The organism is Pseudomonas sp. LBUM1651 (assembly GCF_059716135.1).
This window is the reverse complement of record NZ_CP166805.1, coordinates 2,651,015-2,674,937: the sequence shown is the minus strand read 5'-3', so window position 1 is coordinate 2,674,937 and position 23,923 is coordinate 2,651,015. Positions and strand designations below refer to the sequence as shown.

Here is a 23,923-nt window from a genome sequence, read left to right as displayed (position 1 = left end):
ACTCACGGTGACGCCGTTATTGTGGTGGGTCGGCGTTATCCTTTCAGCTAAGCGCAAAATGCCGGGCGAGACCGGTTCATCGACCACCGGTCACACAATGTCACTAGGAAAATCTTCAGCCTCAATGGGCTAATGCCTATCAGTTAGGCGAAAGCTGCCCCCTGTAGGAGCGAGCTTGCTCGCGATGGACGTTAACGATAACGCGTATTTTCTGGATAAACGCGTCGCCTTGAAGTCCATCGCGAGCAAGCTCGCTCCTACAAATCTGCTTAACTGACCGGCATTAGCCTCAATGGGCAGCCTTTTTTTGCGTTTGACTCTTAGAAGTCGGTGGACACCGACACTTCACGCCAAACCTGCAACTCATCGGCAACAAAGCTGTTTTTCGCTTCAATCGCTGCGACGCAATCACTGCCCAGCGGCAAGCGAAGTGGCGCATTTTCCGCTTCCACCAGGGTGATCATGACCTGAGCGAGTTTGTCCGGGTCACCCGGCTGGTTCAGGGTCACGGCCTTGGCGATCTTGCGCACTTCGCCCGCGGTGCTGTCGTAGTCGGCAATCGACGACGGCGACTCGACCAGCGAGTTGCCTTCGAGGAATTCGGTGCGGAAGTAACCGGGCTCGACAATGGTCACCTTGATGCCCAGCGGCGCCAGCTCGGCGTGCAAGGCCTCGCTCAAGCCTTCAACGGCGAATTTGGTCGAGCAGTAGACGCCAAAACCCGGCCCCGACCTGTAACCGCCCACCGACGACAGGTTGATCACATGCCCGCTGCGAGCGGCGCGCATGTGTGGCAGGACGGCGCGGGTAACGTTCAGCAGACCGAGGACGTTGGTTTCGTACACGCGCCGTACTTCATCGGCACTGGCTTCTTCCACCGCGCCCAGCAAACCGAAACCGGCGTTGTTGACCAGCACGTCGATGCGCCCGAAGTGGTCAATGGCTGCCTGGGCGACCGCAATGCCTTGTGCTTCGTCGGTCACGTCCAGGCTGGCGGCCAGCAAACCGGGTTGTTCGCCAAAGCGCTGAGTGATGCTGCTGGCGTCACGTGCGGTGGCAACCACCGCGTCGCCGTTGGCCAGTGCGGCAGCAGCGATTTTTGCGCCGATACCACGGGAAGCGCCAGTGATGAGCCAGATACGGTTGAAAGTATGGGAAGTGGTCATGAGCGTGTTTCCTTGTTTTCAGTGGGGATAGGCACAAGGTACGCAGGAAAATTGCCCGGAAAAATGGCCTCGTGTTACAAGCACTATGAAGCTCTCTTTCATAATGGCGCCTGCGATGAATCACGATCCGTTCGATGGCTTGACCGTGTTTCTGGCGGTGGCCGAGCACAAGAGTTTCACCCTGGCTGCCACCCGCCTGGCGGTGACTCCGACGGCGATCAGCCATGCCATCAAATTGCTGGAGCGCCGCACCGGCGTGTTGCTGTTCCAGCGCACCACGCGCCGGGTGGCGTTGACCGAGGCCGGCGCCAGCCTGTTTGCCCGTTTGCGTCCCGCGGCCAGTGAAATCGACGAGGCGCTGAAGGGGCTCAGCGGCTTTCGCGATCAGCCGATGGGCACGCTGCGCATCACCGCACCGCGGCTGTCGGGTGCCTTGCTGATGGAGCCGCTGATCCCGCTGTTTCGCGAAGCCTACCCGCAAGTCACCCTGGAAATTTCCCTCGACGACGCCACGGTGGACCTGATGGCGGGCGGCTTCGATGCCGGGATCAGGCTGGGCGAATCCATCGAAAAAGACATGATCGCGGTGCGCCTCACGCCCGATCTGCAATGGTCGGTGGTGGGCGCCCCGGACTATTTCGCCAAGGCCGGCAAACCCGCCAGCCCCGAGGACCTGACCCGTCATCAGTGCATCGGCTTTCGCTTCTCGACTTCCGGCAGCGCCCACCGCTGGGAGTTTCGCCGCGAGGGACGCGACTTTACCGTGGGTGTCGAAGGCGGCGTGATCGTCAACGACCGGAGGCTGCTGGTGGCGACCGCTCGCAGCGGATCGGGTCTAGCGTACGCCTGTGATCTGGAGATTGCCGACGAGTTGGCAGACGGTCGACTGGAACGTGTACTGCAGCCGTTCGTGCCGCTCAGTTCGGCGTTGTACCTGTACTTTCCCAGCCGCACCCAGACTCAGCCGAAGCTGCGCGCCTTCATCGATCTTGCAACGCGCTGGATCGCCGAACAGGGAGGCCTTAAACCCTCGGCTTGAGCAATACGTCGGTGTAGCGCACCAGGAACAGCCCGAACGCGATACACCAGAACAGCGCGGACAGCGCCAGTCCGCCCCCGGAAAACGGCACCAGAAACACCCGACACAGGCCGGCGATCAACAGCAGGAAAAACCCGACCACAATCGTTTTCGACGGCTGCAACAACCGCCCGGTATGACCGAGGCTGACCCGGGCAATCATCGCCAGGATCAAGCCGCCGATCCCGCCGACAGCCAACGAATGGGTGGCCAGGCTCTGTTGCGGCATTGCACCCGCGTGCCATAGCGCCATCGCCAGTGCGGCAATCGCCAGCCACGCATACGCCAGATACAACGACCACAGCAGCGGCACCCGCCAGATCCCCCAATCATGCCAACGCCACAGGCGCAGCAGGTGCAAGCCGCCGATCAGTAAAAACAGCGCCGCGAGCCACCCTCGGGGAATGTCGTTCAAACCGCCGGCAAAGGAAACGGCAGCCAGCAAACTGCTCGCCAGCAACACCCGGGTTTGCAGCGGATGGACCGGGTTGGCCGTAGGACGATTCAAACCGCGCTGAATAAAGAACGGAATCACGCGCCCGCCAATCACACTCATCAACGCGCCGATCAACCACACGGCCGCGAGCACACCGCGCCGTTGCAGGCCGACGTCATCGGTGGAAATCCCCCACAGCGTCATGGCCTGAGTCGCGGCCAGCAGCGCGACGACCAGCAGAATCGGGTAATTGTCGCGTTTGCCGGCGGCCACCAGGTCCCGACCCAGCACCCATGCCAGCAACGGCAGAAAAGGTATTTGCAGCGCAATCAACGCAACTGCAGGGATTGGCATCAGCCACGCCAGTCGCGCCAACAGCCATACCAGCAGCAGACCGATCAAAGGCCAACCGTTGAGCCCCGCGCGCCCGGTCCAGTTTGGCACCGCCGTCAGCAGGAACCCGGCGATGATCGCCGATGCGAACCCGAACGGCATTTCATGCCGATGCCAGCTCAGCATGCCGCCGACCGGTTGCGCACCGGGCAAGCGCCCGTACAACCACACGGCCCAGACCGCCACGGCGATGGCTGCAAACCCGGCGCCGGCCAAAAAGAACGGGCGAAAGCCGAGGCTGAAAACCGGTGCGGCAGCGAGCTGGCGCATCAGGCCACCGCCCTGACCAGACGACTGCCCAACCGATGCTGGGCCAGCAGGCGCATGACGTAGCCGATCTTGATCAGGGTCGGGCCGATGATGGTCATGGCATGCATCGAGACCAGCACCACGATCGGCAAATGTCCGGCGTAAAGATAAGCGCCGTAGATCCCCGCCAGCAGCAGCGCCAGGCCCGCGCCCAGGACTTTGCTCGACAGGTGCAGGACGTTCTGAGGATTGCTGAAGTAAGCGAACATTTTTTCGTACTCCTGAATCAGACCAGTTGTACGTTTGTTATTTCAGGTTTCATGCCAGGTTGGTCATGCCTGTAAATCAATGGGTTAGAGCACAAGCAGTCAATTTGACCCAGCCTTAAATAGTCACTATGACACCACCATGAGTCATATTGACTGCACGCAAATTCACGCACCATAAAAGCAAACCAATATCATTTGCACACAACCAAAGCTTTTGCTTTAATCGCGATCAATTCTTATTCGCACCGAAGGCGCCTGTCGCCCAGGACACGTGCTCACGATGATGATCGCCGATTCTTCCAGCATTCAGAACCTCTACGTCACTCATCACCGCTGGTTGCATGAGTTGCTGCGCCGTCGCTTGAGCAATGCGTTCGATGCCGCTGACCTTGCCCATGACATCTTCATCCGGGTGCTCAAGCGCCCGCAGGTGTTCGATTGCGAAACTCGCGAACGTTCTTACCTGGCCACCATCGCCCGGGGCTTGTGCATCGATCACTGGCGCCGTCGGCAACTGGAACAGGCATGGCTGGAGACGCTGGCCTCGCGCCCGCAGGCGGTTCAACCGTCGCCGGAGCAACGCGCGATCATCGTCGAAACCCTGTACGAAGTGGACGCCATGCTGCTGCGCCTGCCCAAGAATGTGCGCGACGCGTTCATCCTCGCCCAGTTGCACGGCCTGCCCTACCGCGCCATCGCCGAAGAAATCGGCGTGTGCGAGCGCATGGTGAAAAAGTACCTGGCGCAAGCGCTGATGCATTGCGCGATGCTCGAGGCCGAGCTTGACGGCCTGTTGATCGAGTAAGCGCATGCCATCTGCCGCCTCCAACACCATCAGCCATGCCAGCCTCGAACAGGCAGCGCAATGGTATGTGCAACTCAACGATCAGCAGGTCGGCGAACACGAGCGTCAGCGCTGGCAAGCCTGGCTGGCGCAAAGTGGCGATCATCAGGCGGCCTGGCGTTATGTCGAGCGCGTCGGCCAGCGCTTCGCCGCGTTGCAGGACGATCAGCCGCAGGCCGCCGGCCTGGTGTTGCGCAACACCGCGCGCTCGCCAATCACGCGCCGGCAAACGGTCAAGAGCCTGCTCATCCTGGCCTCGGGCGGCCTGCTGGGCTGGAACGCCTGGCGCGAAACTTCGCTGCCGGATGCCTTGGGCCGCTGGACTGCCGACCTCTCTACCGGCACCGGCGAAACCCGCGAAAGCCTGCTCAGCGACGGCAGCCGGATCTGGCTCAACGCTCTGAGCGCATTGAATGTGCGTTTTGACACCACGCAACGCCTGTTGCTGTTGAGTGCCGGGGAAGTGTTGATCGACACCGCCAAGGACATTAGCCGACCGTTTCTGGTACAAACCGCCCAGGGCCGGATGCGCGCGCTCGGCACGCGTTTCAGTGTGTGTCAGGAAGAACACCAGACGTTGCTCAACGTCTACGAAGGCGCGGTCGAAGTCCGAACCACTCAGGGCCAGGTGCAGGTGGTCGAGGCCGGACGCCAATTGGCGTTCACGCAAAGCCACATTCCGCCCTCCTCCGAGGCTGCGGCTGGCCGCGAAGCCTGGCGCCGCGGTGTGTTGCTGGCGGATAACCTGCCGCTGGGCCAGTTGATCGAAGAGCTGAGCCGCTACCGTCACGGGCATCTGGCCTGCGACCCTGCCATCGCAGGGTTGCCGGTCATGGGTTCGTTTCCGCTCAAGGACACCGATCAGGCCTTGCGCCTGCTGGAAGCGGCGCTACCGATACGCGTGGGGAAAACCCTGGCGTGGTGGGTCAGTGTCGGTCCGAAAGTGTGAGCCAGAAACTTTTAGCGCCGCAGTTCCCTTTTGCGTTTCTCGTTCGGTTAACCCTGTGAAGTCCTTCAATTGCCGTTCGATTTGATTCCAGGGAACACCCCTTTGCGCGACGCCTTCATTCGCACTCGTTTTGCCTTGCGACCGTTGGCCCTGGCCCTTCCGGTCGCGTTGTTCAGTCTTGTTTCGACGCACACTCACGCCGAAACATCCGCCGCCAGTGAACAGTCAGGCAGCCACAAGCGTTACTACGCAATCGCTGCCGGTTCGCTGGTGAGCGTACTGAACAGTTTCGCCGAACAAGCGGGGATTTTCCTCGCCGGTCATAACGATCTGGCGAGTGACAAGCGCAGTCCAGGCCTTAATGGCGAGTTCACCGAACAGCAGGGTTTGCAGCGCCTGTTGCAAGGCAGCGGCTTGCAAGCGCAATCCCAAGGCGACCGTGGTTATGTCCTCAAAGCCGCCCCTGCAGCAGAGGGTCCGCTGGAACTGGGCGCCACCAACATTTCCGGCCAGGCGCTGGGCGCCATTACCGAAGACACCCATTCCTACACCACCGGATCGACCTCTTCGGCCACCGGTCTGCCACTGTCCCTGCGCGAAACGCCGCAGTCGGTGACAGTCATCACCCGTCAGCAACTGGACGATCAGGGCTCCACCAGCATCGCCGACGCCCTGCGTCGCGTGCCCGGCATCAGCGTGCAGAATTACGACAGCGAACGCTGGGAGTTTTCCAGCCGTGGCCTGCCGATCACCAATTTCCAGTACGACGGCGTCAACACCGACTACGACGGCGTCTACGATTACGGCACCACCAGCACCGACATGGTGACCTTCGACCGCGTCGAAATCATCAAGGGTGCGACCGGCCTGATGACCGGATCGGGCGATCCATCGGCCACCGTCAACCTGATCCGCAAACGTCCCACCAAAGCGTTCAAGGCCTCGATCACCGGCGCCGTCGGTTCCTGGGACAACTATCGCAGCACGGCCGATATCGCCGGCCCGCTGACCGAAAGCGGCAACCTGCGCGGACGTTTCGTCGGGGCTTATCAGGACCGCAGCGCCTACATGGATAACTACCGCAACACCCGGGACATTGCCTACGGCATCCTCGAAACCGACCTGACGCCGGATACCCTGCTGACCTTCGGTATCGACCAGCAGAACACCCGTTCCCGTGGCGCCAGCTGGACCGGCTTCCCGATGTACAACAGCGACGGTTCGCGCACGCGTTTTTCCCGCTCGTTCAACCCGGCCACCGACTGGAGTCGTCGCGACTTCACCAACCAGACGATCTTCGCCTCGGTGGAGCAGCAACTGACCAACGACTGGAAGCTCAAGGTCAGCTACGACCGCAAGCACCGTCAGCACGACACCTTCCTCGCCTCGGCCAGCGGCGGCAACCCGGATCCGGTCAGCGGAAACGGCATGTTCATGTACATGGGCCAGTTCAAGGGCGACCAGGTGCAGGATAACCTCGACGTCAACTTCACCGGCCCGTTCCGCCTGTTCGGTCGCGAGCACGAGTTGATCGCCGGCTTCATGTCGATGAACACCCGCCAGGACATCCCGGTGCACGGCTCGATCTACCCGCCCGTCGACGGCAGCATCTACGACTGGCGCGGCGAGTTCCCGAAACCGGACATCGCCAAGGTTGGCGACAACGACATCGTCCAGCGGCAGACCGGTGCCTACCTCGCCACGCGACTCAAGCCCACCGACAACCTGGCGGTCATCCTCGGCACCCGCGTCAGTCAGTTCAAGGCCAACGATGACCTGGACTACAGCGACCCGAACACCCCGGACCTGCACGACAGTTACCGCCAGACCGGCGTGGTCACACCGTACGCCGGACTGGTTTATGACCTCGATGACACGTACTCGGTGTACACCAGCTACACCAGCATCTATCAGCCGCAGATGAGCAAGGATGCCCAGCGCAAATTGCTCGACCCGGTGCAAGGCGACAGCTACGAAGCGGGGATCAAGGCCGAATACTTTGGCGGCCGCTTGAACGCCAGTTTCGCCGTGTTCCGTATCGAGCAGGACAACCTGGCCGAGTACGTCAGCGGCGTCGATAGCGAGTCGGTGTACCGTGCAGTGCAAGGCGCGACCACCAAGGGATTTGAGGTCGAACTGGCCGGCGAAGTGATGGACGGCTGGAACCTGTCGGCCGGTTACAGCTACAACCACACCCGCGATGCCAAGGGCGATCACGTCTACGGTTCGATCCTGCAAACAACGGCGCCGGAACAGGTGGTTCGGGTGTTCAGCACTTATCGCCTGTCGGGCGCGCTGGAAAAACTCACCGTCGGTGGCGGCGTGAACTGGCAGAGCGAATTCTTCGGCAATGTGTTCCAGCCCAACCCCAATGACACGGTCAACTTCGGCCAGTCCTCGACGGTCACCCAGCAAAGCTACGCCCTGGTGGACGTCATGGCGCGCTACCGCTTCAACGATCACTTGAGCACGACGCTGAACGTGAAGAACCTCTTCGACAAGACCTACTACACCGGGCTCGGCAACTTCGGCACCGGGTTCTATGGCGAACCGCGCAGCCTGCAACTGACAACCCGCTGGGATTTCTGACCGGTGTTTTGTCGATCTACGGTACTCCCGGACGACGACAGGCTGGCTACGCTGATAGCTCAGCATGAATCTCGAGTAGAGGAGCAGCGCCATGCAACGCGTGCAAAAACTCACACCCTGCCTGTGGTTCGACAACCAGGCCGAAGAGGCCGCGAAGTATTACTGCGGCATCTTCGATCATTCAAAAATCACCGCCATCACCCACTACGGCAAAGCCGGTCAGGAAGTCCACGGTCAACCCGAAGGCTCGGTCCTGACGGTCAGTTTCGAACTCGACGGGCAAAGCTTCACCGGCCTCAACGGTGGCCCGGTCTTCACGTTCAACGAAGCGATCTCGTTTCAGGTCAACTGCCAGACTCAGGAAGAAGTCGACCACTTCTGGGGGCGCCTGTCGGTGGGCGGACCTGTCGAGGCCCAGCAATGCGGCTGGGTCAAGGACAAATTCGGCGTGTCGTGGCAGATCGTGCCCATCGCGTTGATGGACATGCTGAAAAGCCCCGACACGGTGAAATCCCAGCGCGCCATGGCCGCGATGATGCAGATGAAAAAACTCGACATCGCGGCGCTGCAACGAGCCTTTGACGGCGAGAGCTAATACACTCTGACGCTGACCTGCCGAGGACACCGACGATGAAGTCCACCACTGCCAAAGACGCTGACAAGGCCCCGCGCTTCTGGCGCGATGACGCCCTGCCCTTCATCGAAGCCCGCTCCATCGCCGACGGCCGTGAGGTCTGCTACACCCGGCATGCTCACGAGCATTTTTCCATCGGTGCGATTACCGCCGGGCGCAGTACCTATCTCCATGAACAATCGGAGTTTGAGGTCAGCGCCGGCACGGTGGTGCTGATGAATCCCGGTGATGTCCATGCCTGCAATCCGATCGACGATCAGCCGTGGTCGTATTTGATGTTGTACGTCGATACACCTTGGCTCACTGATTTGCAGCATCAGCTCGGGTTCAGCAGCGACCTGGCGTTTCGGCGGTTTTCCATCACCCATACGGGTGACGCCAGCCTGTTTGCCGGCCTGAAGGCGTTGTATGAGGTGTTGGTCGACACTGAGCAAGATGTACTGAGCAAACACAGCGCCGCGGTCGAGTTTTTCACCGAAGTGCAGCAACGACTCAACCCCGGCGATCAACCGCTGCGCGAACCCAATTTCAAACTGGAACGCGCGGCGGATTACATCCGCGACCACTGCACGCAACTGCTCAAGCTCGAAGATATTTGCGAATCCGCACAACTGTCGCCGTCGTATCTGATCCGCGCCTTCAAACAGCATTACGGCATGACGCCCCACGCCTTTCTGGTCAACCGGCGCATCCAGTTCGCCCAGGATCGACTGCGCAGCGGCCAGCTGATCGCTGACGTGGCACTGGAAGCGGGGTTTGCCGATCAGGCGCATTTTCAGCGGGCCTTCAAACAGCATCTGGCGGCCACGCCGGGGCAGTATCGCGGTTGAGGCAGTGCGCATTTCCTGCAGCTAACAAGCCACTGTGGCTAACACAAAGCCCTGTGGCGAGGGAGCTTGCTCCCGTTCGACGGCGAAGCCGTCGCAATACCGGCATACAAGGTCGCTCAGCAGTAATGGGGAATGGGGCTGCTTCGCAGCCCAGCGGGAGCAAGCTCCCTCGCCACAAAAGCCTGTCAGCATCCCACTAAGGTAGTAGCAGATAAGCCGCACTCATCGCCAGCAACGCCGCCATGATCCGATTGAACAATCGCATCCCCGCCGGGTTGTTCAAGTAACCGCGCAAAAAGGTCCCGGCATACGCCCAGCAGCCGACGGACAGGTAGCAGATCACCAGATACACCGCAGCAAACTGCCAGACCAGTCGCGCCTCGCCATCCGCGACAAACGCCCCCATGCCCGCCACGCAGGCCAGCCAGGCTTTCGGGTTGAGCCATTGCATCACCGCGCCGTACAGCATCGACGGCGCCCGTGCCGAATCCTTGGCATCAAGTTCACCGCTGTCCGCCGCCAGTTTCCACGCCATGAACAACAGAAACGCCACGCCGGCCAGTTGCACCACCCGCGTCAACGCCGGCCACAGCTCCAACACCTCATGCAACCCCAATCCCATCAGCACCAGCAGCAACACAAAACCCAGTGTCGCTCCGGCCACGTGCCGCTGACTGGCGCGAAAACCGAACTGAGCGCCGGAACTCAACGCCACAATGTTCACCGGCCCCGGCGTGATCGACGCCACCAGCGCAAACGCTGCCATCGAAATAATCAGACTCATTGCGTACCTTCTTCAATTCAGTTGAACCAGGCCTCAAGGTAAAGAGCGGTCCGGCGCCCGTATTGAAGAAAACTGCCCACCCGCGTCACGAATAAGCGCCGACCACCCGCTTCACTTTGATCAATGCTTGTCGAAGCGAATCCATGTCCACCGACCCTAGCGCCAAGCGGATTGCATGCGGAACGTGGACAGCGGTTACGAAAGGTTCGGCGGTGGAGACGGCGACTTGCTCGTGCATCAACTCCATGGCGATCTGATCCGCTCTGGCGTCTTCCGCCAGAGGCAACCACAGAAAGTACGAATTTGGATGAGTCATGCAGCGCAGCCCTTTCAGCAGCTCGGCGGCCATGGCTTGCCGGGCCTGGGCGTCCGCACGCTTTTGCGCTTCCAGTTGGCTCACGGTTCCATCGTCGAGCCATGCGCAGGTGATTGCCGTCATCACGCCGGGAGTGTTCCAGGTGGTTGCCCTGATCGCACGCTCCAGTGCCGGCACCTTTTCGACCGGCGCGGCAACGAAACCGACGCGCAGCCCCGTGGCGACATTCTTGGAGAACCCCGACACGTAGACGGTCCGTTCCGGCGCCAATTCGGCCAAGGGTGCCGGGGCGTCTTCAACCAGGAAGGCGTACGCGGCGTCTTCAATGATCAACAGGTCATGCTGGCGCGCAATCGACACGAACTGATCTCGCCACTGCGCATCCATGACCCAACCCAGCGGATTATGCAGCGTCGGCATGGTGTAGACGGCCCGCACCGACCGGCGCCGGCAAAGCGCTTCCAACGCATCAAGATCAGGCCCGGTGTCCGTGGCGGGAATGGGCACGATTTCCAGGTGCAGCGATTCGGCCAGCACCTTGAAACCGGTGTAGGTCAACGCATCCGCCGCGATCACATCGCCCGGTTTGAGCAACGCCATCATCGTCACCGCCAATCCATGCTGGGCACCGCTGACGATCAACACCTGTTCGGCCTGGACGCTCAACCCGCGCGACGCCAGATGGTTCGCGATCGAGGCCCGCTCATGCAGGCGCCCGGCATGGGGCTGATAGCGCAGATGGGATTCGAGGTCGCCGGATAACGCGAGCTGACGCAGGGCCGTGCGCAACAGGTCAGCCTGACCGGGTAATGACGGGTAATTGAAGTTGAGATCGGCCATGCCCACGGCAACCACGTGCTGGCTGACGCCCTGACCGGGCGGAAGCGACGTCTCCCTGACGAACGTGCCCCGCCCCGTTTCGCCGCTGACCAGGCCCATTGCCTCAAGCTCTGCGTACACGCGGCTGGCGGTGACCAACGCCAGCCCATGCGCAGCGGCGAGCTGACGATGGGTGGGCAAGCGCGTACCGGGCGGCAAATGTCCTGAACGGATGTCTGCGGCAAAGGTGTCGACCAGCGACTTGTAGCGCAAGCGAGGCATAGGGCGATGTATCCATGACAATTTTTTGATTGTCTTAATAGTCGGCCATACGATGCGTTCAAGGCAACCCGCCGCATTAACCCTCTGTCGAGTGTGACCTCAATGGAACGAGTATCGAATCTGAACACCCAGCCTCGGGAAAACACCACGAGCGGCTGGCTCAGCGGGCTGATCGGCGTGGTGATCTTCAGCGGCTCGCTGCCCGCCACGCGGGTCGCGGTGCTGGAATTCGATCCGGTGTTCCTGACCGTCGCCCGAGCCACCATCGCCGGCGTGCTGGCGCTGTGCATGCTGTGGTTGTTCAAGGAAAAACGCCCGGCGCGGAGCCAGTTGTTGCCGCTGATCATCGTGGCCATGGGCGTGGTGGTCGGTTTTCCGCTGTTGACGGCACTGGCCCTGCAATACGTGACCTCGGCGCACTCGATCGTCTTCGTGGGTCTGTTGCCGCTCGCGACTGCCGTGTTTGGCGTGGTGCGCGGTGGCGAGCGCCCGCGGCCGGTGTTCTGGTTTTTCTCGATACTGGGCAGTTTGCTGGTAGTGGGATTTGCCGTGTCCCAAGGCCTGACCGCCTCCCCGGAAGGCGACCTGCTGATGCTGGCAGCGATCCTGGCCTGCGGCCTCGGTTATGCCGAAGGGGCGAAGCTGTCCCGGACACTCGGCGGCTGGCAGGTGATTTGCTGGGCGCTGGTGCTGTCGCTGCCGGTGATGGCGTTGTTGACCTGGTGGCTCACACCCGTTTCGTTTGCCGGGATCAGCATGCCAGCGTGGTTTAGCCTCGGTTATGTGTCGCTGTTCAGCATGCTGATCGGGTTTGTGTTCTGGTATCGCGGGCTGGCGCAAGGTGGGATTGCTGCGGTGGGGCAGCTGCAATTGCTGCAGCCGTTTTTTGGCTTGGCGCTGGCGGCGACGTTGCTGCACGAGCAGGTCAGCATTGGCATGCTGGCGGTGACTGTGGCGGTGATTCTGTGCGTGGCCGGCGCGAAGAAATTCGCGAAATAACCCCCTCACTGATCGTTCCCACGCTCCGCGTGGGAATGCCTCAACGGACGCTCCGCGTTCGGCTTTTGGGACGCGGAGCACCCCCGGCTGCATTCCCACGCAGAGCGTGGGAACGATCAATTGGACGGCGGAATCCTCTTGTTTAACCCGCTTGTTTAAGTGCGGCCAGATTTACTTCCTGAAAGCTACACAACCTTGCGTCGTTGCCTACGGGTGCGCCAGAATCCGCCGGCTTGCGCGCCTTGGGCCTGGGCTCTATCGTTTTCCGGTCGCTGAATAACAGCGATGGGGTTTGGTAGCCCCGGGTGATCGTAAGGTGCAAAGCATCATGATTCGCAGCGTCTTTTCGAACTGCATTATGGTGGTCATGCACAGGGCGTCTTCGGGCGCGCCGGTTTCCTTACGTCCCGGTCTACCAACCTGCGCATGGCCGCCACCCTTCGTTTGGTAGCGAGAGTGATGGCTCCTTTTAATGACGTAAGGAGTGTATCTATGTTCAAAGTAACGCCCAACCCGCCAGACACCAATCCGGCCTCCCCGTACGAACCCGATTCAAAAAAACTCAACGAGGCCGCCGAACGAGCCCTCGACTATCACTTCCCGTCGGCTGCCGACCTCAAAGGCACCCCGCGCACAATCGGAAAGATGTTCAGCGTCAATCCTGAGCTCGACACCGAAACCCTGCTGGCCCATGCGTGCGAGTCGCTGGCCTCGGCCAACGTCATGACCATGGATCTGGCGGACCACGTGGACGGGCCGAGTCGCAATACCCTGTTGGGCATTGCACAAGTCATCATGCTCGGCGAGCTGGCGGTCAACCGGGCGCTGGATCAACTCGACCCGATCGAATAGTCACTGCCTCCCATGATTGTAGGGTGCCTGCGGTTCACGGTTGTACGGGTCGAGGCGCACGGCACCTGTGGTAAAAATATGCTCTCGTTACTGGAGCCGATCATGGACCTCGCCACCCTCTCCCTCTTTCTCCCGGCCTGCTTCGCCCTGAACATGGCCCCCGGCCCGAACAACCTGCTGTCGGCCAGCAACTCGACGCGCTACGGCTATCGTACCGCGTGTGTGGCGGGTATCGGTCGGCTGCTGGCGTTCGCCGGGATGATCGCCCTCGCCTCGGCCGGGTTGGCGGTGGTGCTGCAAACCTCGGCGCTGTTGTTCTACGGGATCAAGATTGTCGGCGCGGCGTACCTGTTCTACCTCGCGTGGCAATTGTGGCGCGCGGATCCGGGGGCAGAAAATGTGGTGACCGGCGCGCCGGCGGGGATGCTGACCTTGGCGCGACAGGAGTTTTTGGTGGCCGCCGGCAAGCCTAGCGATGGGCAATATAAAATCTTCTAAAGACTGCAATCGGCCCAGAGTGTGTAAAAACGCTTTCGCAAACCCTTGCTATGATTTCTGAGGATTTCATCGCAGGGATCGCCCATGAAGCGCTTTATCCAAGGTGAACATCGAGGCCAAGGAACCTTCCTTTCGGAGAGCCTCGACGATTACGTCACGGATACCAATCCGGTGCGCGTAGTCGACGTCTTTGTCGACGAACTCGACCTGGTCAAACTGGGTTTCGAAGGCGCCATACCGGCTGATACTGGCCGGCCGGCTTACCATCCCGCGATCCTGCTGAAGATCTACATCTACGGCTATCTGAACCGCCTTCCATCGAGCCGGCGTCTTGAACGAGAAGCCCAACGCAACGTCGAACTGATGTGGCTGACCGGACGTTTGATGCCCGATTTCAAGACCATCGCCAACTTCCGAAAAGGCAACAGCAAGGCCATCCGAGGCGTCTGCCGCCAATTCGTGGTGCTGTGCCAGCAGTCGGGACTGTTCGGAGAAAATCTGGTCGCCATCGACGGCAGTAAATTCAAGGCCGTCAACAACCGCGACCGCAATTTCAACAGCGCCAAGCTAAAGCGGCGGATGGAAGAAATTGAATCGAGTATCAATCGGTACCTGACTGCGCTCGACGAAGCCGATCGGCAAGAACCCTCGATAACTCAGCCCAAGGCTGCTCGTCTGCAAGAGAAAATCGACAAGCTCAAAGCTCAGATGAAAGAGTTACAGGTCATTGAAACTCAGCTCAACGAATCACCGGATAAACAGGTCTCACTGACCGATCCAGACGCCCGTTCCATGATGACGCGCGGCACTGGAATCGTCGGCTACAACGTGCAGACAGCGGTCGATACTCAGCACCACTTGATCGTTGCGCACGAGGTGACCAACGTCGGCTCTGACCGCGACCAACTCAGCTCGATGGCCCAGCAGGCACGAGAGGCGATGGCGTCAGATACGTTGTCGGTGGTGGCTGACCGAGGTTACTTCAAAAGCGAAGAGATCCTGGCTTGTCACGATGCAGGCATCACTGCCTATGTGCCCAAGCCGATGACCTCTGGAGCCAAAGCGGACGGGCGTTTCAATAACGATGCCTTCATCTATGACGCTGCAAAAAACGAATACATTTGCCCGGCTGGAGAGGCGCTGATCTGGCACTATACCAACGTTGAAAAAGGTCTGACGTTGCACCGTTACTGGAGTTCGAAATGCCGGGGCTGCGCAATGAAACCGCAGTGCACACCGAGCACGGAACGGCGGGTTCGACGCTGGGAGCATGAAGCCGTCCTGGAGGAAATGCAGAACAGGCTGAGCAACGCGCCGGAAATGATGCGGATCCGAAAACGGACGGTTGAGCATCCCTTCGGGACGCTCAAACAATGGATGGGCGCAACACACTTCCTGACGCGAAAGCTCAACGGGGTCAGTGCAGAGATGAGTCTGAACGTGCTCGCCTACAACCTGAAACGGGTCATGAAAGTCATCGGCACCACTGGCTTGATGAAAGCGTTAACGGCGTAAAAAACCGGCCGCTTTTACCCCATCCAAAGGGCTTTAAGAGGCTACTGAGTCGTTTTAACTGTTCCTGGAAGCGTCGTGGCCTTGATCAGTTGCAAAACCTGAGCACGGTCTCCTCGCGTCGATATAAAAACCCAATCTGACGTTTTTACACACTCTGGGCCAATAGCAGACGTTGGATCAAATCCGATCGGACAAATTGTGGACAGTTGCCTGCCTTACTCAATCTGCCTTCTATTAAACCTGGTTTCGCGATGTGAAAAAGGCCGTCACTGCCGCGAGTACCAGCAAGATAGAGCTTGCGATAAATGTCATGCGATAGCCGCTCCCGTCGAACAGCAGCCCGCCGAGGGTAGAGCCCAACGCAATGGATAGCTGAATGACTGCCACCATCAGGCCGCCACCGGCTTCAGCATCCTTGGGCAACGCCTTGGCCAACCACGACCACCACCCCACAGGCGCCGCCGTCGCGATCAGGCCCCAGAGCCCAAGCAGTACAAAAGCTGTCACGACTCCGCCGCCAAGGACAATCAAGGAAAGTGCAATGGCGGCCATCAAGAGTGGAATGCAGACCAGGACGCGGTACATTCCGGTTTTCAGGAAAGTGCCGATCAGAATGGTCCCGACAAAACCCGCCACGCCGATGACCAGCAGGATCATCGACAACATGGATACATCTACACCAGTGACGGTTTCCAGGAACGGGCGCAGATAGGTGAACAATACAAACTGCCCCATGAAGAAAATGCCCACACTCAACATGCCGAAACTGACCAATGGGCTCTTAAACAATCGGAAGACATTGCCAGCGCCCGGTTTGCGCGGCGCCGGCGTCATGGCTGGCAGGCTGATCCACTGCCAGATTAACGCGATGATCGCTACCGGAATAAGGCAGAAAAAAGCACCCCGCCAACCGATGACACTCCCCAGATAGCTTCCCAGTGGTGCGGCCACTACGGTTGCCAAAGCATTGCCGCCGTTGAAGATTGCCAGAGCCTTGGGCACGCTATGGGCAGGTACCAGGCGCATGGCCATTGCCGCCGACATCGACCAGAATCCGCCGATCACCACGCCGATCAGCGCACGACCAATCATGTACACCGTATAGTTCGGCGCCAGACCGACCACCAGCCCTGACACACACATAATCCCGGTCAGTAGAAGCAACAGCGTCTTGCGGTCCATTGAACCCGCTAGCCTGGAAATCGAAAGGCTTGTCAGCACCGCGAAGGCGCCGGAGATGGCGATCCCATACCCGGCCAGTCCTTCACTGACTTGCAGATCCGATGCAATCGGCGTGAGCAAACTGACAGGCATGAACTCCGAGGCAATCAGCGCGAATACGCACAGTGTCATCGCAAAGATGCCACTCCAGTAAGCCGGCAGTTTCCCAGTCCCCGGCGTGCCGAGGGCCTCACCTGCCGGGGTGTCGAATACTTGAGCCGTCATTCAAAAACCTCTCATCAAATAGTTGTTGGCTGAAGCACTGGCCTTTTAGCCAACCACCGTCAGGTGCCGGGTAAAAAAGGCGGTGAGCTTGGTCCAGGGAATCAAGTTCACGCGGTCGTACAGATCCACGTGACCCGCGCCGGGAACCCAGGCCAGTTCCTTAGGTTCGGCGGCGCGTTGGTAGGCGTCCTCGCTGAACTCTCTGGAGTGCGCCTGATCGCCAGATATGAACAGCAGCGGACGCGGGGAAATCGTTTCGATATCGTTGAATGGATAGAAATTCACGAACCTGACTTCACTGGTCAAGGCGCGATTTTGCGTTAGTTCCAACGTACTGCCATGAGGGATATGGATGCCGCGTGGCGTGCGATAGAAGTCCCAAAACTCGCGAGTTACCGGATCGGTTTCCTTGCCAGGCTGCGCAGGCAGATAGTTCAGAAATTGCAATGTTCCGGTAGAGAACTCGTCATAGCGTTGCTCGGCGGCTTTGGCGAGCATGGCCTGGCGTTGCTCGACAGTCACTGAGTGCCTCAGACCATGACGGGTGACGGCGCCCATGTCGTACATGCTGACGGTGGCCACGGCTTTCAAACGCAGATCCATCTTGGCCGCACTGATGGCAAAGCCACCGCTGCCACAGATACCCAGTACGCCGATACGGTTGCGATCGATAAAGTCCCGCGTGCCAAGGTAGTCAACGGCGGCACTGAATGCGTCGGCATACATTTCGGGGGCAACCTGGTTTCGAGGCAGGCCCTCACTCTCTCCCCAGAAAGGCAAGTCAATCGCCAGCGTGATGAAGCCTTGTTCCGCCAACTTTTGTGCATAGAGCATGGAGCTTTGCTCTTTGACTGCTCCCATGGGATGACCGACGATAATTGCAGGCGCTTTAGCGTTTCTAGCCAGATTTTTGGGCGTTACAAGATTGCCCACAATTTGAAGATTGTATGAGTTCTTGAAGGTCACCTTTTGCACGGTGACCTTGTCGCTTTTGTAAAAATTGTCGGCGCCTTCCGGCGGGCTGACAGCGCTTTTCGAGTCAGCTGCCAAGGCAGAACCGCCTGCGACTGAAAGGACGCCCAGAGCCGCAATGCTGACGCCGGTGGCCTTTACGAATGCGCGCCGATCAAGCCCTTGAGAGTCCAAGGCTTCTGTAGCTTCAAGAAGGGTTACAGGTGTCTCGCTCATCATCAGTACTCCGTTCCAGATAGGTGACAGAGCTTGACGGATTAGAGATATCTTGATTAGTAGGCGTAATCTTCATGTAGTTTTGAGAAAAACTCAGCAATGGCCAATACCAAAGTCAACGATCTCCAAGCTTTTCTGGCGGTGGCGCGAGATCAAAGCTTTACGAAAGCCGCCGCCAAACTGGGCATTACTCCTTCTGCGCTGAGTCATACGATCCGGGCACTTGAACAAAGACTGGGGATACGACTGCTGGCCCGCACGACACGCAATGTGTCGCCCACAGAGGCGGGAGAAAGATTGATGCGCTCGATCGCTCCGCTTTTTGATCAGATCACTGCCGAGCTTGAAGCGCTGGGCGAGCTGCGGGACAAGCCCAGTGGCACGATTCGTATTTCCTGTACTGATGATCAGATTGAGTTGTGCATTCGGCCGATGCTTGCAAGCTTCCTGAAGAGCTACCCGGATATCACACTGGAGTTCTACGTCGACTATGGGTTCACCAACGTGGTCGAGGAGCGATTTGATGCTGGCATTCGCATGGGCGAATCGATCAGCAAAGACATGATCGCCGTTCGCATAGGGCCGGATTGGCGGTTGGCTGTGGTGGGTTCTCCAGAATATTTCGAACGCAACCCGGCACCAACAACCCCCCATGAGTTGACCGGGCATGACTGCGTGAATATCCGACACAGACCATCAGGGGCGATCTACGCATGGGAATTTGAAAGGAATGGCCAGGCTTTTACCGTCAAGGCAGATGGACAACTTGTTTTCAACAGCATCATGCATGTACTCAATGCCGCCGTTGATGGCGTTGGCTTGGCCTACGTACCAGAGGAATTGGTAGCACCATATCTGGATGACGGCCGACTCAAAGAAGTCTTGGCCGACTGGTGCCCTGAGTTTCAGGGTTACCATTTGTATTACCCCAACAGACGCCAGGCGTCTCCCGCCTTTTCTGCATTGGTGGAGGCGCTGAAATATAGAAGCTGAGCCTTCTACATTCGACGCGCGGCAACGTCTGCTATGGGTCCAGGCTGTGTGAAAACGCGCTAAATACGTCGAAAACTGAGAGTCGCGAGGTTTGCCTGTGGAATAAGCGGGCGGAAGCGCGAATTACCTTAGTCAGCTACATAGATGTTCGTAATGCCGTTTGGGCCGCGCCAGCAGCCCAAACGGCTACTAACGGGCGAGCCAAGCGGCTGGATTCACGCCCTGATCACCTCAAGCAGTCCTGCGATGCCGAAGATGCTCATCATTCGTTTGAGGTTGTAGGCGAGCACATGAAGGCTCATTTCGGTGCTCACCCTCGGCAGGGTTTTGGTCAGGAAGTGGGTACTTCCCATCCAGTACTTGAGCGTTCCAAAAGGATGTTCAACGGTCTGTCGACGAACCCTCATCATCGCTGGATCATGTTCTAGCCGAACCTGCATCGCGTCGACTACAGCCTCATGTTCCCAGCGCTTCACACGGCGCTCCTTACCCGTCGTACATTGCTTTTGCATTGAGCAGGGCTGGCAGCCCGAGAAGTAGTAACAATGCAATAACATGCCGTCTTCCATCGACGAATGCCGCCTGGTTAGTAACTGTCCCGCAGGGCATCGATACTCGTCCGACGCAATCAGATAAATGAAATCCTGCTTGCCGAATCTGCCTTCGGCTTTGCTGCCAGATGTGAGGGGTTTCGGTACGTAGGTAGTGATGCCGGCTTGCTCGCAAGCAAGGATTTCCAGACCTTTGTAATAGCCTCGGTCGGCCACCACCGTTAGCGATTCAGCCTCGATTTCTTCACGCGCTTGGTTCGCCATATTGCTCAGTTGCCCACGATCATTACCAACGTTGGTCACCTCATGGGCAATGATCAGATGGTGTTTGTCGTCGACAGCTGTTTGTACGTTGTAGCCAACCGTTCCGGTGCCTCGGCCGCCCGTGGCCATTGAGCGTGCATCTGGGTCTGTGAGGGAGATCTGCTGGTCTGGACTTTCGTGGAGCTGCACCTCGATTTCCTTGAGTTTCTGCATCTGCTTTTTCAGTGTTTCTATCTTTTCTTTAAGCCGCTCTGCTTTGGCCTCGGCCACTTCGGGCGTTGCCCGATCTGCCGAATCCATCGCCGCCAGATAGCGATCAATGCTCTGTTCAATCTGCTGCATGCGTGCCTTCACCTTACCCTGAGTGAAGTTGCGGTCGCGATTATTGACGGCTTTGAATTTGCTGCCGTCGATGGCGATGATCGACTGAGAGAAGAGATTGAGGTTGCGGCAAAGAACTACGAACTGGCGACATACGTTACGAATGGCTTTGCCGTTGTCTTTGCGAAAGTCGGCAATGGTTTTGAAGTCCGGAGCCAAACGCCCCGTTAGCCACATCAACTCGACGTTGCGCTCGGCCTCACGCTCAAGCCGGCGGCTGGACTGAATTCGATTGAGGTAGCCGTAGATATAGATCTTCAGCAACACCGCTGGGTGGTAGGCCGGACGACCCGTTGCAGCAGGATCGACGCCCTCAAAACCAAGTGCGCCAAGGTCGAGTTCATCGACGAAAACATCAACCACTCGGACTGGATTTTCTTCGGTTACGTAGTCGTCCAGGCACTCCGGCAGCAAGGTGACTTGCGTCCGAGTCTCACCTTCAATAAATCGCTTCATGATCGCCCCCGCTACGATCTCGACGATCGGAAAATTAGACAATTGCGGAGTTTTCACACAGCCTGGGTCGGAAGCGGCCGCCCACCTTGGCGAAATCAAGCTAGGTCCAAGCAACCCGAAAGCAATCCTGATCTTCACCGCATTCCTGCCCCAGTTCGTCGACCCGAGCCAAGCCGTGACGCCGCAATTTGCGGTGCTGGGCGCGTTGTTCCTGATGCTGGAATGGATCGCCATCGGCGCCTACGCCTACATGGGCCTGCACATGCGCCGCTGGTTCGCCAAGCCGCGGGGCAAACGGATTTTCAATCGGTGCTGCGCGGGGTTGTTGTCGGCGGCGGCTTCGGTGCTGTTGATGGCGCGCCGCGCCTGAACACCCCCACTTACTGTAGGAGCGAGCTTGCTCGCGATGAATTCAAGAGCGCCGCGTGTAGCCAGAAAACACGCGTTATCCTTAAGACCATCGCGAGCAAGCTCGCTCCTACAGGGGGCTAACCAGTGATGACAAACATCAAAAATTTCCTGTCGATTTTCCGGTGGAGGCCTAAGGCGGTGCGCCCTATGCTCAACCCATGAACCTACAAAACGCGATGCTTCCGCCCCATGCCGAGATGGTTCGCGCCATGCTCGAACGAGACACCACCTACGAGGGGGTGTTTTTTACTGCGGTCAAAACCACCGGCATCTTCTGCCGCCCCAGCTGCACGGCGCGCAAACCGAAGCCGGAGAACGTCGAGTTCTTCGCCCATGCCGATGACTGCCTGTCCGCCGGCTACCGCGCCTGCCTGCGTTGCAAACCACTGGACGCGGCCGCCATGGCACCTGACTGGGTGCAGAAGCTGCTCCAGTCGGTGGACGCCGATCCCGACCTGCGCTGGACCGATGCCCAGTTGCTGGCCGAAGGCATCGAGCCACTGAAACTGCGGCGCTGGTTCAAGCAACATTTCGGCATGACCTTCCACGCGTGGCTGCGCACCCGACGCCTGGGCATGGCGCTGGGCGGGATCAGACAGGGCGATTCCATCGACAGCGCGGCGTTCGATTCCGGTTACGAATCCCTGAGCGGGTTTCGCGATGCCTTTCAAAAGTCCTTTCACATCACCCCCGGTCGCGCGGCCAACAGTGAGCCCTTGCTGTTCACGCGCCTGACCACGCCGCTGGGACCGATGATCGCCATGGCCGAACGGCGCGGGCTGGTGCTGCTGGAGTTTCTTGACCGGCCGGCGCTGACCCGGGAAGTCGAAGCGTTGCAGAACCGTCATGGCTATGCGGTCGCGCCCGGACACAACGATCACTTGCAGCAGATCGAAATAGAGTTGGCCCAGTACTTCGCCGGCAAACTGACCGAATTCAAGGTGCCGCTGTACTTACCCGGCACCGAGTTCTCCCGACAGGTCTGGGCCGAGCTGGCGAAAATCCCCTACGGCCAGACCAGCACCTACGGCACCATCGCCGCGCTGTTGGGCAAACCCGGTGCCAGTCGTGCAGTGGGCCTGGCCAACGGGCACAACCGGATTTCGATTGTCTTGCCCTGCCACCGGGTGATCGGTGCGGACGGCTCGTTGACGGGCTATGGTGGAGGACAACCGCGCAAGGCGTTTCTGCTCAGGCTGGAAAACGCTGCGGTGCAGGTCACGCAACAACTCGCGTTCTGACTCTTCGCTGTTTTTCATAAGGAAGGAAATTCGATGGACACGCTCGACCAGCAATTCCACAGGCTGCATCAGGACGGTCTGCTGATTCTCACCAACGTCGCCGATGCCGCCGGGGCGCGCATCGTCGAGCAACTGGGCTGCAAAGCCGTGGCCACCAGCAGTGCGGCAGTCGCCTGGGCTCACGGTTACGCGGACGGTAATGCCCTGCCCCTCGAACGCCTGGTCTCGACCGTCGAGTCCATCGCCCGCGTGATTTCGCTGCCGTTGACCGTGGACATCGAGGCCGGCTATTCCGATGACCTGACTCGGGTTGCCGAAGTGATTGATGCGGTGATCGCCGCGGGTGCCGTCGGTATCAACATCGAAGACGGTGCGTCGCCGCCCGAGCTGCTGGCCCGCAAGATCGAAATCGCCCGTCAGGTTGCCGAGCGCCGCGAGGTGAAGCTGTTCATCAACGCCCGCACCGATGTGTACCTCAAGGGCCTGGTGCCGGCCGAAGACCGCGTTGCGGAAACGCTCGAACGTGCGGCGCTGTATCAGGCGGCCGGTGCTGACGGACTGTTCGCGGCCGGCGTATCGGCCGAGTACGAAATTGCTGCGCTATGCCATGGCACCCCGCTGCCGGTGAACGTACTGGGGCTGCCGGGGTTGCCGTCGCCTGAAGCGTTGAAAGCGCTGGGTGTTCGCCGCCTGAGCGCCGGTTCCGGTATCGCCGAGTTTCTTTATGGTGCGATGGCTGGCCTGGCCAAAAGTTTTCTGGAAACCGGCAAACTCGATAGCAGCCACCTCAAGGCGTTCACCTACGGGGAAGTGAACGCGCTGCTGAAACCTGCGGTGAACGCTTGACCGATCCTTACTTGCTAGCGACAGCGTTTCTCGCGTCCATCGATGAAGACTGGGCGCGCCACATCGCGGCCATCGGCCCTTGCCTGCACCAGCCTCATGCGGCTCGCGATCCGTATGAATCGCTGGTGCGGGCGATTGCCTATCAGCAACTGCACGCCAAAGCCGGGGATGCGATCGTCGGTCGGCTGCTGGCGTTGTTTCCTTCGACGGCGTTTCCGCGTCCTGAACAGATTCTCGCGACCGGGTTTGATCAGCTGCGCGGGTGCGGTTTTTCCGCAAGCAAGATCGCGACGATTCAGGGCATCGCTCAGGCAGCGCTGGACGGTGTGGTGCCGGATTATGCGACGGCGTTGGCGATGGACGATGAGGCGTTGATCGAGCGATTGATTACCCTGCGCGGCGTCGGTCGCTGGACCGTGGAGATGCTGCTGATCTACAGCCTGGAACGGCCGGACATTTTGCCGGCCGATGACTTTGGGGTGCGTGAGGGGTATCGGCGGTTGAAGGGGTTGGAGGTGCAGCCGACGCGCAACCAGATGGTGGAGATCGGGTTGGGGTGGAGTCCTTATCGGACGGTGGCTGCCTGGTATTTGTGGCGGGTGCCCAGCCGTTAGACCGAGTCATCGTTCATCGCTAGCAGGCTA

General features: G+C 59.5%; 21 protein-coding genes and 2 pseudogenes. 15 read left to right on the top strand and 8 right to left on the bottom strand.

Features of this window, described 5'->3' with window-relative positions:
• Positions 1-320 precede the first annotated feature (320 nt).
• Positions 321-1,166 carry an oxidoreductase gene (locus tag ACA066_RS12550; protein WP_497699470.1) on the bottom strand — a complete coding sequence of 282 codons (846 nt, stop codon included), beginning with the start codon at positions 1,164-1,166 and terminating at the stop codon, positions 321-323.
• Between the two features lie 115 nt (positions 1,167-1,281).
• Here ACA066_RS12550 and ACA066_RS12545 point away from each other — a divergent pair, with 115 nt between their 5' ends.
• The gene (locus ACA066_RS12545; protein ID WP_497699469.1) at positions 1,282-2,205 is read left to right on the top strand and encodes a LysR family transcriptional regulator; all 924 of its coding nucleotides are present in this window, start codon (positions 1,282-1,284) and stop codon (positions 2,203-2,205) included.
• On the opposite strand, the gene ACA066_RS12540 is transcribed toward ACA066_RS12545, so the two are convergent.
• Together ACA066_RS12540 and ACA066_RS12535 are read right to left on the bottom strand one after the other, a co-directional pair.
• The gene (locus tag ACA066_RS12540) at positions 2,189-3,343 is read right to left on the bottom strand and encodes an NnrS family protein (RefSeq protein ID WP_497699468.1); all 1,155 of its coding nucleotides are present in this window, start codon (positions 3,341-3,343) and stop codon (positions 2,189-2,191) included. The two genes, ACA066_RS12545 and ACA066_RS12540, sit on opposite strands and share 17 nt — an antisense overlap.
• Complete coding sequence (locus ACA066_RS12535) at positions 3,343-3,591, bottom strand: transmembrane sensor/regulator PpyR (protein ID WP_407013593.1); 249 nt, start codon at positions 3,589-3,591, stop codon at positions 3,343-3,345. Before ACA066_RS12535 ends, ACA066_RS12540 begins: the two co-directional genes overlap by 1 nt.
• Before the next feature lie 280 nt (positions 3,592-3,871).
• Here ACA066_RS12535 and ACA066_RS12530 point away from each other — a divergent pair, with 280 nt between their 5' ends.
• The 5 genes from ACA066_RS12530 to ACA066_RS12510 all read left to right on the top strand — a co-directional run bounded on the left by ACA066_RS12530 (position 3,872) and on the right by ACA066_RS12510 (position 9,437).
• Positions 3,872-4,396: a sigma-70 family RNA polymerase sigma factor gene (locus ACA066_RS12530; protein ID WP_497699467.1), complete on the top strand. Its 525-nt coding sequence runs from the start codon at positions 3,872-3,874 to the stop codon at positions 4,394-4,396.
• 4 nt (positions 4,397-4,400) lie between these two features.
• Complete coding sequence (locus ACA066_RS12525) at positions 4,401-5,384, top strand: FecR domain-containing protein (protein WP_497699466.1); 984 nt, start codon at positions 4,401-4,403, stop codon at positions 5,382-5,384.
• A 102-nt stretch (positions 5,385-5,486) separates the two neighbouring features.
• Positions 5,487-7,973, top strand: a complete 2,487-nt coding sequence (locus ACA066_RS12520) for a TonB-dependent siderophore receptor (protein ID WP_497699465.1) — start codon at positions 5,487-5,489, stop codon at positions 7,971-7,973.
• Positions 7,974-8,064: 91 nt separating this feature from the next.
• Complete coding sequence (locus tag ACA066_RS12515; RefSeq protein ID WP_497699464.1) at positions 8,065-8,568, top strand: VOC family protein; 504 nt, start codon at positions 8,065-8,067, stop codon at positions 8,566-8,568.
• Positions 8,569-8,603: 35 nt separating this feature from the next.
• The gene (locus tag ACA066_RS12510; RefSeq protein ID WP_497699463.1) at positions 8,604-9,437 is read left to right on the top strand and encodes an AraC family ligand binding domain-containing protein; all 834 of its coding nucleotides are present in this window, start codon (positions 8,604-8,606) and stop codon (positions 9,435-9,437) included.
• Positions 9,438-9,633: 196 nt separating this feature from the next.
• Here ACA066_RS12510 and ACA066_RS12505 read toward each other — a convergent pair whose 3' ends face one another.
• Together ACA066_RS12505 and ACA066_RS12500 are read right to left on the bottom strand one after the other, a co-directional pair.
• The gene (locus ACA066_RS12505; RefSeq protein ID WP_497699462.1) at positions 9,634-10,221 is read right to left on the bottom strand and encodes a LysE family translocator; all 588 of its coding nucleotides are present in this window, start codon (positions 10,219-10,221) and stop codon (positions 9,634-9,636) included.
• Between the two features lie 85 nt (positions 10,222-10,306).
• Entirely contained in the window at positions 10,307-11,638 is a 1,332-nt protein-coding gene (locus ACA066_RS12500) for an aminotransferase-like domain-containing protein (RefSeq protein ID WP_497699461.1), read from the bottom strand.
• Positions 11,639-11,740: 102 nt separating this feature from the next.
• Here ACA066_RS12500 and ACA066_RS12495 point away from each other — a divergent pair, with 102 nt between their 5' ends.
• The 4 genes and pseudogenes from ACA066_RS12495 (at position 11,741) to ACA066_RS12480 (ending at position 15,502) form a co-directional block, all read left to right on the top strand.
• A complete protein-coding gene (locus ACA066_RS12495; protein ID WP_497699460.1) occupies positions 11,741-12,637 on the top strand; it encodes a DMT family transporter in 897 nt (298 codons plus the stop codon).
• 492 nt (positions 12,638-13,129) lie between these two features.
• Positions 13,130-13,489 (top strand): DUF6124 family protein, encoded by a 360-nt coding sequence (locus tag ACA066_RS12490; RefSeq protein WP_497699459.1) that lies wholly within the window; start codon positions 13,130-13,132, stop codon positions 13,487-13,489.
• A gap of 102 nt (positions 13,490-13,591) precedes the next feature.
• A pseudogene (locus ACA066_RS12485) lies at positions 13,592-13,960 on the top strand (LysE family translocator); the annotation flags it as partial.
• Positions 13,961-14,071: 111 nt separating this feature from the next.
• Positions 14,072-15,502: an IS1182 family transposase gene (locus ACA066_RS12480; RefSeq protein WP_497699458.1), complete on the top strand. Its 1,431-nt coding sequence runs from the start codon at positions 14,072-14,074 to the stop codon at positions 15,500-15,502.
• Positions 15,503-15,736: 234 nt separating this feature from the next.
• Here ACA066_RS12480 and ACA066_RS12475 read toward each other — a convergent pair whose 3' ends face one another.
• Entirely contained in the window at positions 15,737-16,948 is a 1,212-nt protein-coding gene (locus ACA066_RS12475) for an MFS transporter (protein WP_497699457.1), read from the bottom strand.
• A gap of 45 nt (positions 16,949-16,993) precedes the next feature.
• On the bottom strand, positions 16,994-18,139 hold the full coding sequence (locus tag ACA066_RS12470) for an alpha/beta hydrolase (protein ID WP_497633933.1): 1,146 nt from the start codon (positions 18,137-18,139) through the stop codon (positions 16,994-16,996).
• Between the two features lie 96 nt (positions 18,140-18,235).
• Here ACA066_RS12470 and ACA066_RS12465 point away from each other — a divergent pair, with 96 nt between their 5' ends.
• Complete coding sequence (locus tag ACA066_RS12465) at positions 18,236-19,129, top strand: LysR family transcriptional regulator (RefSeq protein WP_497699456.1); 894 nt, start codon at positions 18,236-18,238, stop codon at positions 19,127-19,129.
• A gap of 215 nt (positions 19,130-19,344) precedes the next feature.
• Here the strand turns inward: ACA066_RS12465 and ACA066_RS12460 are convergent, their stop codons facing one another.
• Positions 19,345-20,781: an IS1182 family transposase gene (locus ACA066_RS12460; RefSeq protein WP_497699455.1), complete on the bottom strand. Its 1,437-nt coding sequence runs from the start codon at positions 20,779-20,781 to the stop codon at positions 19,345-19,347.
• Positions 20,782-20,890: 109 nt separating this feature from the next.
• On the opposite strand from ACA066_RS12460, the pseudogene ACA066_RS12455 reads away from it, so the two are divergent.
• The 4 genes and pseudogenes from ACA066_RS12455 to ACA066_RS12440 all read left to right on the top strand — a co-directional run.
• Positions 20,891-21,151 (top strand): annotated as a pseudogene (locus tag ACA066_RS12455) (LysE family translocator); the annotation flags it as partial.
• A gap of 199 nt (positions 21,152-21,350) precedes the next feature.
• Positions 21,351-22,433 (top strand): bifunctional transcriptional activator/DNA repair enzyme AdaA, encoded by a 1,083-nt coding sequence (locus ACA066_RS12450; protein WP_497699454.1) that lies wholly within the window; start codon positions 21,351-21,353, stop codon positions 22,431-22,433.
• 33 nt (positions 22,434-22,466) lie between these two features.
• Entirely contained in the window at positions 22,467-23,279 is an 813-nt protein-coding gene (locus ACA066_RS12445) for an isocitrate lyase/PEP mutase family protein (RefSeq protein ID WP_497699453.1), read from the top strand.
• Entirely contained in the window at positions 23,276-23,893 is a 618-nt protein-coding gene (locus ACA066_RS12440; RefSeq protein WP_497699452.1) for a DNA-3-methyladenine glycosylase family protein, read from the top strand. Before ACA066_RS12445 ends, ACA066_RS12440 begins: the two co-directional genes overlap by 4 nt.
• Positions 23,894-23,923 lie beyond the last annotated feature (30 nt).